General features: G+C 67.2%; 13 protein-coding genes and 1 tRNA gene. 11 read left to right on the top strand and 3 right to left on the bottom strand.

All coding sequences use genetic code 11. From position 1 onward, the window contains the following. Positions 1 to 136 precede the first annotated feature (136 nt). The 10 genes from ftsZ (at position 137) to ABIC78_RS04080 (ending at position 10976) form a co-directional block, all read left to right on the top strand. Positions 137 to 1600, top strand: coding sequence for a cell division protein FtsZ (gene ftsZ / locus ABIC78_RS04125; protein WP_054130584.1), 1464 nt, complete (start codon positions 137 to 139; stop codon positions 1598 to 1600). A gap of 153 nt (positions 1601 to 1753) precedes the next feature. After that, positions 1754 to 3811 carry an SPOR domain-containing protein gene (locus ABIC78_RS04120; RefSeq protein ID WP_171794701.1) on the top strand — a complete coding sequence of 686 codons (2058 nt, stop codon included), beginning with the start codon at positions 1754 to 1756 and terminating at the stop codon, positions 3809 to 3811. A gap of 214 nt (positions 3812 to 4025) precedes the next feature. Further along, complete coding sequence (locus tag ABIC78_RS04115) at positions 4026 to 4529, top strand: type III secretion system chaperone family protein (RefSeq protein ID WP_028658410.1); 504 nt, start codon at positions 4026 to 4028, stop codon at positions 4527 to 4529. A gap of 18 nt (positions 4530 to 4547) precedes the next feature. Continuing rightward, positions 4548 to 5354, top strand: a complete 807-nt coding sequence (locus tag ABIC78_RS04110; RefSeq protein WP_062786386.1) for a pyrroline-5-carboxylate reductase family protein — start codon at positions 4548 to 4550, stop codon at positions 5352 to 5354. Between the two features lie 130 nt (positions 5355 to 5484). Continuing rightward, positions 5485 to 6228, top strand: a complete 744-nt coding sequence (locus ABIC78_RS04105; RefSeq protein ID WP_054130581.1) for a Bax inhibitor-1/YccA family protein — start codon at positions 5485 to 5487, stop codon at positions 6226 to 6228. 226 nt (positions 6229 to 6454) lie between these two features. Then, on the top strand, positions 6455 to 7231 hold the full coding sequence (locus ABIC78_RS04100) for a hypothetical protein (RefSeq protein WP_171794700.1): 777 nt from the start codon (positions 6455 to 6457) through the stop codon (positions 7229 to 7231). Positions 7232 to 7334: 103 nt separating this feature from the next. Then, positions 7335 to 7410, top strand: a tRNA-Ala gene (locus ABIC78_RS04095). Between the two features lie 179 nt (positions 7411 to 7589). Further along, on the top strand, positions 7590 to 8645 hold the full coding sequence (obgE, locus tag ABIC78_RS04090; RefSeq protein WP_028658298.1) for a GTPase ObgE: 1056 nt from the start codon (positions 7590 to 7592) through the stop codon (positions 8643 to 8645). A gap of 236 nt (positions 8646 to 8881) precedes the next feature. After that, positions 8882 to 10015 (top strand): glutamate 5-kinase, encoded by a 1134-nt coding sequence (gene proB, locus ABIC78_RS04085; RefSeq protein WP_171794261.1) that lies wholly within the window; start codon positions 8882 to 8884, stop codon positions 10013 to 10015. Positions 10016 to 10040: 25 nt separating this feature from the next. Further along, positions 10041 to 10976, top strand: coding sequence for an NAD-dependent epimerase/dehydratase family protein (locus tag ABIC78_RS04080; protein WP_082349707.1), 936 nt, complete (start codon positions 10041 to 10043; stop codon positions 10974 to 10976). Between the two features lie 18 nt (positions 10977 to 10994). Here ABIC78_RS04080 and ABIC78_RS04075 read toward each other — a convergent pair whose 3' ends face one another. Further along, positions 10995 to 12008: a Rieske 2Fe-2S domain-containing protein gene (locus tag ABIC78_RS04075; RefSeq protein WP_354487979.1), complete on the bottom strand. Its 1014-nt coding sequence runs from the start codon at positions 12006 to 12008 to the stop codon at positions 10995 to 10997. 59 nt (positions 12009 to 12067) lie between these two features. Between ABIC78_RS04075 and ABIC78_RS04070 the strand changes: the two genes are divergently transcribed. Continuing rightward, positions 12068 to 12697, top strand: a complete 630-nt coding sequence (locus tag ABIC78_RS04070) for a TetR/AcrR family transcriptional regulator (RefSeq protein ID WP_216643474.1) — start codon at positions 12068 to 12070, stop codon at positions 12695 to 12697. A 19-nt stretch (positions 12698 to 12716) separates the two neighbouring features. Here ABIC78_RS04070 and ABIC78_RS04065 read toward each other — a convergent pair whose 3' ends face one another. Next, positions 12717 to 14120: an MFS transporter gene (locus ABIC78_RS04065; protein ID WP_197279193.1), complete on the bottom strand. Its 1404-nt coding sequence runs from the start codon at positions 14118 to 14120 to the stop codon at positions 12717 to 12719. Positions 14121 to 14243: 123 nt separating this feature from the next. Then, the gene (locus ABIC78_RS04060; protein WP_022674676.1) at positions 14244 to 15044 is read right to left on the bottom strand and encodes a phosphoadenylyl-sulfate reductase; all 801 of its coding nucleotides are present in this window, start codon (positions 15042 to 15044) and stop codon (positions 14244 to 14246) included. Positions 15045 to 15048 lie beyond the last annotated feature (4 nt).

Genomic DNA, 15048 nt, shown 5'->3' with positions numbered 1-15048 from the left:
GTGGAAAAGCGCCGATCGCCTTTGATTCGATGAAACGTTCCGTGCCAAAGCTGGAAAATCCGCATTTCGGCCGTTCCGGCCTCCGACCCGTCCCAACCGCCCGACCCGCAAGGGCCAACCCGTAAGGGAGACCGACATGAGCATCAACATCGGACCGCCGGCCATCGACGAGCTTCGGCCCCGTATCACGGTGATCGGGGTGGGCGGCGCAGGCGGCAACGCCATCGCCAACATGATCGGTGCCAATATCGAAGGCGTCGACTTCGTCGTGTGCAACACCGATGCGCAGGCGCTGAACAACTCGATCGCGGAAAACCGCATCCAGCTTGGGCCGGCGATTACGCAGGGCCTCGGTGCCGGCGCCCGCCCCGAAGTGGGCCGCGCCGCCGCCGAAGAAACCCTGCCCGAGCTTGAGCGCATTCTCGATGGCGTGCACATGGTGTTCATCGCTGCCGGCATGGGCGGCGGCACCGGCACTGGCGCTGCGCCGGTGATTGCCGAGGCAGCGCGCCGCAAGGGCGTGCTCACCGTGGGCGTGGTCAGCAAGCCGTTCCTGTTCGAAGGCACGCGCCGCATGCGCTCGGCCGAAACCGGCATCGAGGAACTGCAAAAGCACGTCGATACGCTGATCGTCATTCCCAACCAGAACCTGTTCCTGGTCGCCAAGGCGGAAACGACCTTCAAGGAAGCGTTCCAGCTGGCCGACGAAGTGCTCCAGCAGGGCGTGCGCTCGATCACCGACCTGATGATCATGCCTGGCCTGATCAACCTCGACTTTGCCGACGTGCGCTCGGTCATGGGGGAAATGGGCAAGGCGATGATGGGCACGGGTGAGGGCGAAGGCCCCAACCGCGCGCTCGAAGCGGCCGAACGCGCCATTGCCAATCCGCTGCTCGATGGCGTGTCGATGCAGGGCGCCAAGGGCGTGATCATTTCGATCATCGGCGGCGACGACATGAAGCTGCTGGAAGTGGACGAAGCGGCCAACCACATCCGCGAACTGGTCGATCCCAATGCCAACATCATCTGGGGTTCGGCGTTCAATCCCGATCTCAACGGCAAGATCCGCGTTTCGGTGGTGGCCACCGGCATCGAACAGAGCATGGAGCAGGCCGAACAGGCTGCCCGCCCGGTGAATCTGCCCGGCGGCACGCGTGGCCCGGCCTTTACCCCGGCCGCCGCGCCGCGTCCGGCGATCGCCATGCCCACCGCGCCGCAGGCACCTGCCGCCGCCACGCCGCCGCCCGCAGCCCCGGCCACGCCGCCGGCTGCCCCGGCCCAGGCCTGGGCGCCCGAGCCGGAAGCAACGCCGCCGGCTGATGATCCGCTGGACCTGACGTTCGATCTCGGTGCCGATCCGGCCCAGGACTATACCATCGATCCGGCGCCGGCTGAGCCCACGCCGCGCCTTGGCCTTGGCGCCGGGGCCGAGCCGGAACGCCCGACCCCGCGCGTTGGCGGTGGGGCAGGTGGCAGCACGTTGTTCGAACGCATGGCCAATCTCTCGCGCGGAGCGGCCCGCACGGAAGACGCGGAAGAGAGCGAGGATTCCGCCTCGCTCAGCATCCCGCGCTTCCTGGGTCGCCAGAACAACCAGTGATCGGCGCGGGCGGTCGTCGGTGATGACCGTTCGCTGCCCTGCCATTTTCACGATGCCATCTTCCCGATGCCGTCATCAGGCCGCCACTTTCCCCAGCGAGAGTGGCGGCTTGTTGTTCTGGCTTAAGACGCAATAGACTAAGGCGGCGCCACGATGACATTCCAGACTTTCCCCGCTCGCCCGAATCAGCTTCGCGGCGCCGCGCGCACCGCCCTGGCGCTTGCCCTGCTGGTCGGCGCAACCGCGCCAGTGCTGGCGCAGGATCTTTCGCAGATGCCGCAGCAATCGGTGCTCGATACGCCGGCCAGCCGCACTGCCCGCCCGGTCGCGCGCCCGGTGGCGCCGCTGCCAATGGTATCGAGCCCGGTGGTGCAACCGCTGCCCACCACCAGAGCCGCCCCGGTCGAGACCGGCAGCGTGTCGCGCCCGGTGGTGCAGCCGCTGCCAACCGGCGACGGGCAGACGCTTGATGCCGCGCTCGCCCGCCTGGCGCGCGATCCGCGCAACGCCGATGCGCTGCTCGATGCCGGCAATGCCGCGATGGCGCTGGGTGACGTGGATGCGGCGCTCGGCTTCCTGCGCCGCGCTGACGAGGTTTCACCGGGCAATGGCCGCATTAAGGCGCAGATCGGCAAGGCAATGCTGCGCCACAACGATCCCGTTGCCGCGATCCGCGCCTTTGATGATGCAGAGCGGGCCGGGGCCGATCAGGCCGCCATGGCCGGCGATCGCGGCCTGGCGCACGATCTGGTGGGCGATAACGCCATGGCGCAGCGCTATTACCAGCAGGCCCTGGCGCGCGCGCCGGATGCCGAAGTTACCCGCCGCCTAGCCTTGAGCCTGGCGATCGGTGGGGATCGCGCCGGTGCCGAGCGGGTGCTGGCGCCCCAGATCGCGCAGTCCGATCGCGCCGCCTGGCGTGTGCGCACGTTCATCCTCGCCATTGCCGGCCAGCCTGACGAGGCCGTGACGGTGGCCAATGCCTCCATGCCGCCGCAACTGGCCGCCGGCATCGCCCCCTATCTGCGCTATCTGACGCGGCTGACCCCGGCGCAGCAGGCCGCCGCCGCCAATTTCGGGCGCTTCCCGCGTGCAGCCGATATCGGCCGCGATGACCCGCAGATCGTGCAATACGCGCAGAGCCATCCGCGCCAGGCGCCGGTCTTGCTGGCCCAGGCCGCCCCGGCCGCGCCGGCAGCCGCCACGCCGGTGATCCGCCGTGATCGTCGCGGACGCATTATCCCGACACCTGCGCCAAGCACTTCGGCGCCGACCCAACTGGCGCAGAACAGCGTGGCGCAGCCCTTGCCGAGCATTCCCACGGCGACCCGCCCTGCCGCCGCGCCGGTGACATCTGCGCCAGCCCCGGCGCCCAGCTATCCGCCAGCGCCCACGCCCAGCTATTCGCCGGCGCCTGCGCCCACACCGGCCATTGTCCTGCCGCCGGTTCCCGCGGCCCGGCCCGTGCCCAGCGCACCGGCCTATACCCCGCCCGCACCGGTGCAGACGGCCATGGCGCAGCCCGCCGCATCGCCGCTGCCCGCGCCGCAAACCCTGGCGCAAGCGCAACCGCAGCCCCAGCCGACCTCGCCAGCACCGGCCCAACTGGCGCCTACTCCCGCGCCGCAGCCAGTGCCGGCTGGCGCGGCGCCTTCGCCCGATGGCTTTGCCACGCTCTTTGCCGGCTTTACCGCCCCCGCCGAAGAACAGCAGCGCCCCACCGTGGCGGTCGATATCGCCGCGATCCAGGCGGCCAACGAACGTGCGGCGGCCGAACGCGCCGCGATCGAGGCGCGCAAGGCGGCCGAGGCCAAGAAGCTGGCCGACGCCAGGAAGGCCGCTGCCGAAAAGAAGGCGGCCGCTGAAAAGAAGCTGGCCGATGCCAAGAAGGCCGAGGAAGCGCGCAAGGCCAAGGAAGAGGCCAAGCGCCTCGCTGCCAATCCGGCACGCACCTGGGTGCAGGTCCTGACCGGCGGCAACCGCGCCAAGATGGGCAAGGAATGGGCCGGGCTTCAGGCCAAGGCGCCCGAACTGCACGGGCGCAAGGCATACGTCACATCGTGGAACCGGGTCTATCGCCTGGTCACCGGGCCGTTCCCGAGCGATGCCGCCGCGCAGGAATTCGTGGCCAAGCTCAAGGCCAAGGGCGTCGGCGCGTTCCAGTTCGACAGCCCCGCCGGCCAGGCCATGGACAGCGTTTCGGCCAAGTGATTCTGCCGCGCCTGCCCCGGATCGTGATGCCGGGGTGGGCGTGGCGGCGCTTGTCCACAAGTTTTGCACAGCGTTGTCGAGTTTTGCCCAAGGCTGGGCTAACGGTCGATTGTCGGCGGCCAATCGCTCCGCGATGGAACGAATGGAAACCACGGTCGCTGGTTAAGGCGCTGGCATTCTCGCTGGCATGGGCACCGTGTGAGGGGGCGTGATGATGCGAACCGGCCACGACGACAGCGACCGCGACGACGCCGCGCCGGTAGACATGCTCGCCTCGCTGTTCGAAGCGCGCGGCTGGCCCTGCGAATTCGTGTCGGACGACGAGATCCATGGCGAAGTGCAGGGCTCCTGGGCCACGTACCAGTTGCGCTGCATCTGGCGCCCCGAAGACCATGTGCTGCAAATCCTCTCGCTGCCCGATATCCGCGTGCCCGATGACAAGCGTGGCGCGATGTTCGAGGTCATGGCGCTGATCAACGAGCAGGTCTGGCTGGGGCATTTCGATATCTGGTCCAACGGCAGCGTGCTGCTTTACCGCCACGGGCTGATGCTGGGCGACGATGGCCTGCTCAGCCTGCACCAGGCGCAGGTGGCGATCGAAGCGGCGGTGGACGAATGCGATCGTTTCTATCCCGCCTTCCAGTTCATCCTGTGGGGTGACAAGAGCCCGGCCGATGCGCTGGCCAGCGCGCTGGTCGATGCCGCCGGCGAAGCCTGAATTCGGAGCCATTTGCTGATGACCTATTCCTTCCTCCAGTTCGGCTGTGGCAACATGGGCGGCGCGATGCTGACCGGCTGGCTCGCCAGCGGCATTGCCCCGGCGGCCTTTACCGTGGTCGATCCGCATCTGCCCCAGGCGCCGGCTGGCGTGCGCCTGCTGCGCACCGCGCCGACCGGCGAAGCGCCGCCCCGTTTCGTGCTGCTGGGCTTCAAGCCGCAGGGCCTTGCCGCCGCCACGCCGGCGATCACGCCGCTGGTGGGGCAGGGCACGATCGTGCTGTCGATCCTGGCGGGCGTCGACCTCGCCACTTTGCGCGCGCGGTTTCCGCAGGCTGGGGCCGTGGTGCGGGTCATGCCCAACCTGGCGGCGGCCCTGGGCAAGTCGCCCATCGCGCTGGTGGGTGATGGCGACGCGGCGATCAATGCCGAAGTCACGCAGCTGATGGCCCCGCTCGGCACCGCCGAATGGCTTTCTGACGAGGCGGAGATGGACCTGGTTACCGCGCTGGCTGGTTCGGGCCCGGCGTTCATCTATCGCGTCATCGATGCCCTGGCGGCCGGTGCTGCCGATCTCGGCCTGCCGCGTGCGCAGGCCGATCGCCTGGCATTGGCCATGGTCGATGGCGCCGCGGCGCTGGCCGCTGCGTCGGAGCATGGCCCGGGCGAACTGGCCCGCCGCGTTGCCAGTCCGGGTGGCACCACGCAAAAGGGGCTCGACGTGCTCGATGCCGATGATCGGCTTGCCAGCCTGATGCGCGATACGCTGCGCGCGGCCCGCGATCGCAGCGCGGAAATGACCGAGGAAGCCCGCGCCGCCGGCTGATCGGCGGGCACTGCCCGGGAATACATTTTGTCACATTTTCCGGGCACCGGTTTCGCTTGAAAGCGGGGCGCGGAAGGCCGATATTGCCGGCATGGGCGATTTTTGCCCGCAATGGAGAAAGTGCAAGCACATGGCAAACTGGAACGATCCTCGGCCCTCGCAGACGGGCTTCGGCGCGTCTCCGAGCCTGTCGGGCGCCTATGGCCGTGGCGACGTGTTTGACGCCGGCCTGCGCCGCTACATGCTTTCGATCTACAACTACATGGCCTCGGGCGTCTTGCTGTCGGGCATCGTCGCACTGGTGTTCGCCACCAGCGGCATGGCCGCCGCCGTGTTCGGCACCCCGCTGCGCTGGGTTGTCGCACTGGCGCCGCTCGCGTTCGTCATGGTCATGAGCTTTGGCATCAACAAGATTTCCACCGGGACGCTCAAGGCGCTGTTCTGGGCGTTCAGCGTGACCATGGGTCTGTCGCTGTCGTCGATCTTCTTCGTCTATACTGGCGCATCGATCGCGGCCACGTTCTTTGCCACCGCCGGCGCTTTTGCGGGTCTGAGCCTGTTTGGCTACACCACGCGCAAGAGCCTGTCAGGCATGGGCACGTTCCTGATCATGGGCCTGTTCGGCCTGATCATCGCCTCGGTGATCAATCTGTTCCTGGCCTCGCCGGGCCTGGCCTGGGGCATCAGCTTCCTCGGCGTGCTGATCTTTGCCGGTCTGACGGCGTATGACACGCAGCGCCTCAAGGAGCAGTATGCCTATGTGGCGGGTACGGCCATGGCCGAAAAGGTCGTGGTGATGGGCGCGCTGACGCTCTACCTCGACTTCATCAACATGTTCACCTCGCTTTTGCAACTGATGGGCGATCGTCGCTGATCACCCCATTGCCTGCCCGGCGGGGAATACGGTAGATTGCGTGCCCGGCAACCTTTTTGGTTGTCGGGCATTTTCCTTTCCGGGAAAGCAGGTTACCAATTTCAGTCAGCTTTCAGAAAGGTTTGGCGCTCCACCAAAGGGCGCCACGCACGTGATCCGGGGTCTATCCATGGTGGGAATGCCGCGCGCCAGCGCCAATAACGTTTCGAAAATTCATGAGGGGGATATGGCCATGTCGCATGCGCGCCACTCTGCGCGGCCCACGCGGGCGCTTGCCTATGTATTGACTGCCGCGCTCGGCCTGGTCCTTGCTGGGTGTGCGGCCAAGGCCCCGCCGCCACCCCCACCGCCGCCCCCGCCACCGCCTCCCAAGGTCGTGATCGTGCCGGCGCGGCCGATGCCGCCCAATGGCGCCAGCGCCAACCTGACGGTGCCGCCGCTGGCCGCCACCGGCCTGCGGGAATCGGTGAATCGCAACATCACGCCCGCGCAGATGGTGTGGAACCTGCGCTCGGCCTACAACGTTGCCGCGCTCAACTGCACTGGCCCGCGCCATGTCGAGCTGTTGCCGCTCTATCGCACGTTCCTAAAGTCGCAGGCCAAGGGCCTCGACAAGGCCAATCGCACTGTCGACCAGGAATTCAAGGCCAAGTTCGGCAGCAAGTTCATCGCCCCGCGCGAGCAGTACATGACCGCAGTTTACAATCATTACGCCCTTCCGGCGACGATGGGTGATTTTTGCGATGCAACGCTGGCGGTGGCGCGCGATGGCGCCGCTGTGCCCGCTGCCGAACTCGAAGCCTTTGCGGTGCGCAGCCTGCCCAACATCGAAATCGTGTTCGATGCGTTCTATCGCCGATATGACCAGTATCGTACCGATCTGGCTATCTGGCAGGCACAATATGGTGGTGCCCAGCCTGGCTCCACTATCGTGATTCCAACCGTTGCCAGCGACAACTCGACCAGCGGGACACCAACTACGCAGGCAACGGGCGCGCTCTAAAAAATATCACTTTTGCTCTTGGCGCCGCCATGGCTCTGCGCTAATGGCGGCGCTCCCGAAGCACGGGGCGCCTTGGTGGCCCTGCTTTGGACGATACTGGAACGGGGCCGTAGCTCAGCTGGGAGAGCGCGTCGTTCGCAATGACGAGGTCAGGGGTTCGATCCCCCTCGGCTCCACCAGTATAAAATTGAACGGATCGGTTCCATTTCCGGTCCCCATGCTCGCCAGCCTGCTGCCAGCCTGAATTCCGACGCGCCATCAGCCGACGGGCCGGGTGGGCAAAGCGGGCCTTGGCGCAATCGGCGTTTGCTGCAAAGGCGCCGGCTGCGCCCATTCAGGACTGCCGGACGCCAACGCCATGCACTTTCTCGATCAGGCCAAGATCTTCATCCGCTCAGGGCAGGGTGGCCCCGGCGCGGTCAGCTTCCGGCGCGAGAAGTATGTCGAATACGGCGGCCCCGATGGCGGCGATGGCGGCAAGGGTGGCGACATCATTTTCGAGGCGGTGACCGGCCTCAATACCCTGATCGATTTCCGCTATACCCAGCACTTCAAGGCCCAGCGCGGCCACGGCGGCGCCGGCAAGAACCGCACGGGCGCGGGTGGCAACGATCTGGTGATCAAGGTGCCGCTCGGTACCCAGGTGCTGGACGATGACCGCGAAACCGTGCTGGCCGACCTGACCGAAGTGGGCCAGCGCGTTGTCCTGCTGCGCGGCGGCGACGGCGGGCGCGGCAACCTGTCGTTCAAATCCTCGACCAACCGCGCGCCGCGCCAGTGCGGGCCGGGCTGGCCGGGTGACGAGATGTATGTCTGGCTGCGGCTCAAGCTGCTGGCCGATGCCGGGCTGGTGGGCCTGCCCAATGCCGGCAAGTCTACCTTCATCAACCAGATCACCAATACCAAGGCCAAGGTAGGCGATTATGCCTTTACCACCACGCGGCCGCAGTTGGGCGTGGTGCGGCACCGCGCGCGCGAATTCGTGCTGGCCGATATTCCTGGCCTGATCGCGGGTGCAGCAGAAGGCGCGGGCATTGGCGATCGCTTCCTGGGCCATATCGAGCGCTGCCGCGTGCTGATCCACCTGATCGACATTCACGGCACCGATCCGGCCGAGGCGCTGGCGATCGTCGAAGAGGAACTGGCTGCCTATGGCGCCGGGTTGGAAGACAAGCCCCGCGTGGTGGCGCTCAACAAGATCGACCTGGTCGATGCCGAACTGGTCCGCGCCTTTTCGCGCGAGCTGATCGAGGCGGGCGCCGCGCGCGTGTTCCCGATTTCGGGCGCAACGGGCAGCGGCATGGATGATCTGCTCGATGCCGTGCTCGATTACCTGCCGGCCGCTACCACCACAGAGCGGCCGACCGGCGAAGTGGAAGACGAGGCCGACGCCAAGCCGTGGTCGCCGATTTGAGGCTTGTTTTTGCAGCTTTTCATCAGTTGCTTTAGGGTTCCACCACCCCCAAACCCCCTCCTCTAAAGAGGATGGGGCTTTCCATCTTACTTCTCCCCATCCTCTTTAGAGGAGGGGGTTGGGGGTGCTGCGATGCCATGCGCATCCTGGCGGAAAACACCCCCGCGCCAAAGCGTGTCACAATTCCTTCAAGCGCCCTTCACCTGCCCGATCATTTGGCCTAAGCCGCGCCGATTATGCGCATTGCCCAGCTGTCTCACCTCGCCGATCCTGCCGTGTGCCCGCGCCTTGTCATCAAGGTCGGCTCGGCGCTGCTGGTGGGTAAGGACGGACAGCCGCGCCGCGCCTGGCTGACGGCGCTGGTGGCCGAAATCGCTGCCGCCCGCGCTGCCGGGCAGCAGGTGATCGTGGTGTCTTCGGGCGCGATTGCGCTGGGTGCGCGCAAGCTGGGCCTGGCCAAGGGCGGGCGCGGCAGCCTGGCCGATGCCCAGGCCAGCGCCTCTGTCGGGCAGATCGCGCTGGCGGGCCTGTGGGCCGAACTCTTGGCCAGCCATGGGATCACGGCGGCGCAGATCCTGCTGACGCTGGAAGACCTGGAAGATCGCCGCCGCTATCTCAATGTCACGGCCACGCTGGGGCGGCTGCTGGCGGCTGGCGCGGTGCCGGTGATCAATGAAAACGATTCGGTCGCCACGCAGGAAATCCGCTTTGGTGACAACGATCGCCTCGCCGCGCGTGTGGGCCAGGCAGCTGCGGCGCAAGGCGTGCTGCTCTTGTCGGATATCGACGGGCTGTATGACCGCGATCCGCGCTTGCCCGATGCGGTGCGCATTCCGGTGGTGCAGGGTGTCACGCCGGAAATCCATGCCATGGCCACGGGCGGATCGTCGTCCGGCCTGGGATCGGGCGGCATGACATCGAAGCTGCAGGCGGCCGAGATTGCCGAAATGGCCGGCATGGCCCTGGCGATCATCGATGGCCAGCCGGTTTCGCCGATCGCTGCGGCCTTTGGCGCCACGCGTGGCACGCTGTTCGTGCCGCGCCGCCGCCACACCGCGCGCAAGGCCTGGCTGGGCGGGCGCCTGCGCATGCGCGGCACGGTGACGGTCGATGCCGGCGCAGCGGCGGCCCTGGCGCGCGGGTCCAGCCTGCTCGCTGCCGGCGTCACCGCGATCGACGGCGATTTCGCGCGGGGCGATGCCGTTGCCGTGATTGGCCCGGATGGGCAGACCCTGGCGCGTGGCCTGGCGGAATACGACGCGGCAGAGGCGGCGCGGCTGCTGGGCCATCCCTCGTCCGCGCACGAGGCGATCCTGGGCTACGCGCCGCGCTCCGCGTTGATCCACCGGGACCAGATGGTGCTGTTGTGAGGTTGCCGGTGTCGAGGATCGGCGCATGATGGCGCTTCGCCAAAGACCGGGGGAATTGCTGGCGGTGACCGGTGCCACCGGGTTCGTCGGCCAGGCCCTGCTGGAGCAGGCGGCGCGCGCCGGGATGGATGTGCGCGCGCTGACGCGCCGCCCGCAACCCGCCCGCGAGGGCATCGAATGGGTCCAGGGCGATCTGCACGATACCGCCGCGCTCAAGCGGCTGGTGCATCGTGCCGGGGTGGTGCTGCACATTGCCGGGGTGGTGAACGCGCCGGACGAGGCCGGGTTTCACACCGGCAACGTCACTGGCACGCTCAACGTCGTCAACGCTGCACTGGCGGGCGGGGTGGAACGCTTCGTCCACGTCTCGTCGCTCTCTGCGCGCGAGCCGCAGCTGTCCGTCTATGGCGCCAGCAAGCGCAAGGGCGAGATGATCGTGCGCGCCTCGAGCCTGGATTGGACCGTGGTGCGCCCGCCGGCGGTCTATGGCCCGCGCGACACCGAGATGTTCGAGCTGTTCAAGCTGGCGCGCAAGGGCATCGTGCCGCTGCCGCCCGAAGGCCGCGCCTCGATCATCCATGTGAACGACCTGGCGCGCCTGCTGATCGCGCTGGTGCCCGGTGGCGAGGACGTCACCAGCCAGACGTTCGAGCCAGACGATGGCACGCCTGGCGGGTGGAGCCATACCGACCTGGCCCGCGCCATTGGCCTCGCCATGGGCAAGCGGGTCAAGCCGCTGCCGCTGCCGCGCGGCGTGCTGGAATGGGCGGCCAAGGCCGATCGCTGGGCCCGCAAGGACAAGGCCAAGCTCACGCTCGATCGCGTGGGCTATATGTGCCACCCCGACTGGACGGTGAGCGATGGCGCCCGCCCGCCCGCCAGCCTGTGGGAGCCGCAGGTGGAAACCACGCTGGGTCTCCACGCAACGGCCGCATGGTACAAGGAAGAGGGCTGGCTGTAAGACGCCGGTCCGGTTGCGTTATGCGGGCTGTAGGGCAGGTTCGGCTGCCTCGCGCTTGCGCAACTGCATCATGCGGCGGCGCACCCGCACCGCGCCGGCATCAGACGCCAGGATCAGCGGCCGCGCCGCCCAGAACTCCTGTCCATCGAGGCCGGCTTCGGCAGCCTGGATCATCGGCTCATCCTCTTCGAGGAAGACCTTGAGTGCCATGGCCTTGGCGGCATCGCCCGGTTCGCGGGTATAGAAATAGTGCGAGGTAGTGGCCGTTGCCGGCGTGATGATGTGCGGGTTGGCCATCGGCGGGACCAGCGGCTGGCCGGTGTCGCCGCGTGTGAGTTCGATGAACAGCGCCATGGATGCCGGCGCGTGCCAGCGGATGTGCATCTTCTGGTCGGTATTGGTGCCGGGCGGCAGCATGGGCTTGGCCCATTCCGGCGCCTTGGCATCGACCATGTCCCACTTGTTCCAGATGCCGCCGGTATCATCGGTTTCGACGCTGTGCTTGCCGCCGAACAGCGAGCCATTCACGCCGAAGGTTTCGACATGCAGGAATTCTGCGTGGCTCAGGTCCATCAGGTTATCGGTGATGAATTGATAGCCTGCATCCATCAGCAGGCTTTCACACACCACCTCCGCCCCGTCGGTCACGAAAGAAAAATCGGGAATGAGCGCAGGGTCGGCGAGCGCCGCATCGCCCGGCCAGAACCACAAGGCACCGTGCCGCGCCACGATCGGGCGCGTGGCCACCTGGGCATCGGGGACGGCGGTGGCAAAGGGCGTATGCGCGCAGCGGCCGTCGGCGTCAAAGCCCAGGCCGTGATAACCGCATTGCAGCATGTCGCCCACGCGCTTGCCCCGGCTGAGCGGCACGAAGCGATGCGGGCAGCGATCGGCCAGCATGGCATAGCTGCCATCGCCCAGACGATAGATCGCCCAAGGGGCATCGAGCAGGCGGCGGGCGAGCACGCCATCATCGGGCACCTCGTTTTCCCAAGCCGCCATATACCAGAGGTTGCGCACGTAATCAGACATGGCCAAGCTCTCCCGCTATCGAATTAAACAAACCTGTTGGTTTCTTTATGGCAAGGACGATGACGACGCAAGCCGCCCGACCGATTCGCAGCCGCAAGCCCGAAGCCGTGCGCGAGCGCATTCTTGATGCCGCGCAGGCCGAGTTCATGGCGCATGGCTTTGCCGCGGCCAGCACCAACCGCATTCTGGAGCGCTTTGCCGGGTCCAAGCCCACGATGTTCCGGTATTTTCCCACCAAGCGGGCGATGTTTGGCGGTGTGGTGCAGCGCATTGCCGCGCGCTGGCGCAGCGCGATTGATCCGGCCGGCATCACGGCGGATGATCCGCAGGGCTGGCTGCAGGCATTCGGGCTGTTGGCGCTGGCGTGGATCACCAGCGACGAGAATATTTTCGTGGGTCGCATGGCGGTGGCTGAAGGCGCGGAATTTCCCGAGGTGTCGGAACTGTATCGGCGCGAAGCGGTGGAGCCAATCGAGGCTACGCTGGCCGATCGGCTCAGCGCCTGGGCGCACGCCGGTTTGATCACCACGGCAGACCCGGCGCGCGATGCGCTGGCGTTCCTCGACCTGACGTTGGCCGGTCAGGTCAGCCGGCTGCTCTATGGCGCGCCACGGCCCGATCCTGCCGCCTTGGCCGCGCATGTTGGCTATTGCGTCACGCTGTTCCTGAACGGGCGGATGGCGCGATAGGGCTGCGCTTCCATGCGCGTTATCCCGTGGTCAGCGTTCGTCCGGCCTCGTGCGGCAGTTTCAGCGCGCTGATCACGCCGCCGAGCGAGAGCACGGCCATGGCAATGAACGCGAAGCGATAGTCCGCGCCCTGGCCGTTCAGCCCAACCGCGCCGGCGAGAGCATCGCCTGCGTGCACGCTCATCGCTGCCGCGGTCACGCCGGCGGCGGCGCCCAGTTGCAGGATGGTGTTGAACAGGCCGTTGGCATCGCCCATCGCGGTGCGGTCCACATCGGCAAAGGCCAGGGTGGAAAGCGACGAAAACTGGAGCGAGCGGGCCAAGCCGTTGACGAACAGCAAGGCCGCCACCAGCACCGCCGGTGAATGCGGGCCGATCGCCGAAAGCGAGAGCAGCGAGGCAGCGCAGATCACGCCGTTGATCGTTAGCACGTTGCGATGGCCAAAGCGGCGCAGGATGCGTTCGACCAAGGCCTTCATCGTGATGTCGCCGGAAAACAGCGCGACCACGAACAGGCCGGCATGCACCGCGCCATAGCCGAAACCGGCCTGCATCATCAGCGGCAACAGGAACGGCACTGCGCCGATCGCCATGCGGCTAAGCGATCCGCCGCTGACCGCCGCGCGGAACGATGGGATCTTGAGCGCGCCTAGATCCAGCAGCGGATTCGGGCTGCGGCGCAAGTGGGCCATCGTGATCGTCAGCATCGCAAGCCCGGCACACACCAGGCCCAGGCCCAAAGCATCGATCCGCCGGGCGCTATGCTCCAGGCCGATCTGCAAGGCGAACACGCCGACGGCGGTGAGCGCAAAGCCGGTCCAGTCAAACCGGCGGCGCGGGCCGCGTACGTCGGGGATCAGCCACAGCGCCGCGAGCAGGGCGAGGACGCCCAGCGGCACGTTGAAATAGAAGATCCAGCGCCAGCCCAGGTGCTCGGTAATGAAGCCGCCCACTGGCGGGCCGACCACTGGCGCGAACAGCGCGGGCCAGATCAGCGCCGAAAGCGTGGCGATAAGCTGGTCGCGCGGGGTGTGGCGCATCACCACCAGACGCCCCACCGGCGTCATCATCGCGCCGCCGATCCCCTGGAGCACGCGCAGGGCCACGAATTCCGGCACCGATTGCGCCTGCCCACACAGCGCCGATGCCACCGTGAAGATCGCGATCGCGGTCACGAAGATACGGCGCGAGCCAAAGCGATCGGCCAGCCAGCTGCTCGCGGGGATCAGCACGCCGAGTGCGAGCATGTAGGCCGAAATGCCGATGTCGAGCGCGACGGCCGATGTACCGAAGGTGCGCGCCATCGAGGGCAGCGCGGTGGTGAGGATCGTCCCGTCGAGGATTTCCATGAACAGCGCGCCGGTGACCAGCCACATGATCAGGCGGCGGCGCAGCGGGGTGATCGGGGCGATCTCGTCAGTCAAGGGCAGGGCTTTCCGGGCAAGCGGGACTGGCCTGCCTTGACGAAAGCGCGCGCCCGGATCAACCCTGCAGGACCGATCAAATTTTGCACGGAACCATAAGGAAACCGCAGGCTTGGGCGCGGGTCAGAACACCGGTTCGTAGCCGGGGGGCAGCTCGCTGCCGTCGCCGTCATCCGTGCTGCCAGGCACATGGATGCCGCATTCGGTCTTGTCCCACCCCTTCCAGCGGCCCGAGCGCGGGTCTTCACCCGGTGCCACCTTGCTGGTGCAGGGGGCGCAGCCGATCGAGGGATAGCCTTGCGCCACCAGTGGGTGATGCGGCAGGCCATGGACGGTGAAATAGGCGTCCAGCGCGTCCTTGGTCCAGCTGGCGAGCGGATTGATCTTGAGGCGGCCAACTGCGTCGCTGCTGTCCAGCTCGAAGCGGGGCAGGCCAGCGCGGGTGGACGACTGGAAGCCCTTGCGCCCGGTGATCGTGGCATCCAGGCCCGCCATGGCCTTGGCCAGCGGGATCACCTTGCGGATTTCGCAGCAGCCATCCGGGTCCCACGACCAGCGCAGGCCCGCTTCGTCCTTCTTGGCCACCGTGGCGGCATCGGGTTCCAGCACGACCAGGTTGGTCAGCCCGAGTTGCGCTACCAGGGCATCGCGATAGGCCAGCGTTTCGGGAAAATGCTTATGCGTGTCGAGGAACAGCACCGGGGTTGCCGGATCGACCTGCGCCACCAGATGCAGCAGCACGGCGCTTTCCGCGCCAAAGCTGGAGACCACGGCCACGCGCCCCGCCAGCCCTTCGCCCAGCACGGCCGCCAGCATATCCTGCGTGGAGGCGTCAGCGAACCGCGCGTTGAGCGCGGCTACCTCAGCCGCGGTAAAGCGCGGGCCAAGGTCGAGCGTGTCGGGGGTGCGGGCGGGGCTGGCCATGGCT

This window comes from Novosphingobium sp. 1529, assembly GCF_040544855.1.
GTDB classification, from domain to species: domain Bacteria; phylum Pseudomonadota; class Alphaproteobacteria; order Sphingomonadales; family Sphingomonadaceae; genus Novosphingobium; species Novosphingobium capsulatum.
Note: the sequence above shows the minus strand (reverse complement) of the source record. Positions and strands in the feature narration are given on the sequence as shown.

Excerpts from the sequence above, each read along its gene's own strand:
- ftsZ (WP_054130584.1), top strand. The coding sequence starts at position 137 with ATGAGCATCAACATCGGACCGCCGGCCATCGACGAGCTTCGGCCCCGT.
- ABIC78_RS04120 (WP_171794701.1), top strand. The coding sequence starts at position 1,754 with ATGACATTCCAGACTTTCCCCGCTCGCCCGAATCAGCTTCGCGGCGCC.
- ABIC78_RS04115 (WP_028658410.1), top strand. The coding sequence starts at position 4,026 with ATGCGAACCGGCCACGACGACAGCGACCGCGACGACGCCGCGCCGGTA.
- ABIC78_RS04110 (WP_062786386.1), top strand. The coding sequence starts at position 4,548 with ATGACCTATTCCTTCCTCCAGTTCGGCTGTGGCAACATGGGCGGCGCG.
- ABIC78_RS04105 (WP_054130581.1), top strand. The coding sequence starts at position 5,485 with ATGGCAAACTGGAACGATCCTCGGCCCTCGCAGACGGGCTTCGGCGCG.
- ABIC78_RS04100 (WP_171794700.1), top strand. The coding sequence starts at position 6,455 with ATGGCCATGTCGCATGCGCGCCACTCTGCGCGGCCCACGCGGGCGCTT.
- obgE (WP_028658298.1), top strand. The coding sequence starts at position 7,590 with ATGCACTTTCTCGATCAGGCCAAGATCTTCATCCGCTCAGGGCAGGGT.
- proB (WP_171794261.1), top strand. The coding sequence starts at position 8,882 with ATGCGCATTGCCCAGCTGTCTCACCTCGCCGATCCTGCCGTGTGCCCG.
- ABIC78_RS04080 (WP_082349707.1), top strand. The coding sequence starts at position 10,041 with ATGATGGCGCTTCGCCAAAGACCGGGGGAATTGCTGGCGGTGACCGGT.
- ABIC78_RS04075 (WP_354487979.1), bottom strand. The coding sequence starts at position 12,008 with ATGTCTGATTACGTGCGCAACCTCTGGTATATGGCGGCTTGGGAAAAC.
- ABIC78_RS04070 (WP_216643474.1), top strand. The coding sequence starts at position 12,068 with ATGACGACGCAAGCCGCCCGACCGATTCGCAGCCGCAAGCCCGAAGCC.
- ABIC78_RS04060 (WP_022674676.1), bottom strand. The coding sequence starts at position 15,044 with ATGGCCAGCCCCGCCCGCACCCCCGACACGCTCGACCTTGGCCCGCGC.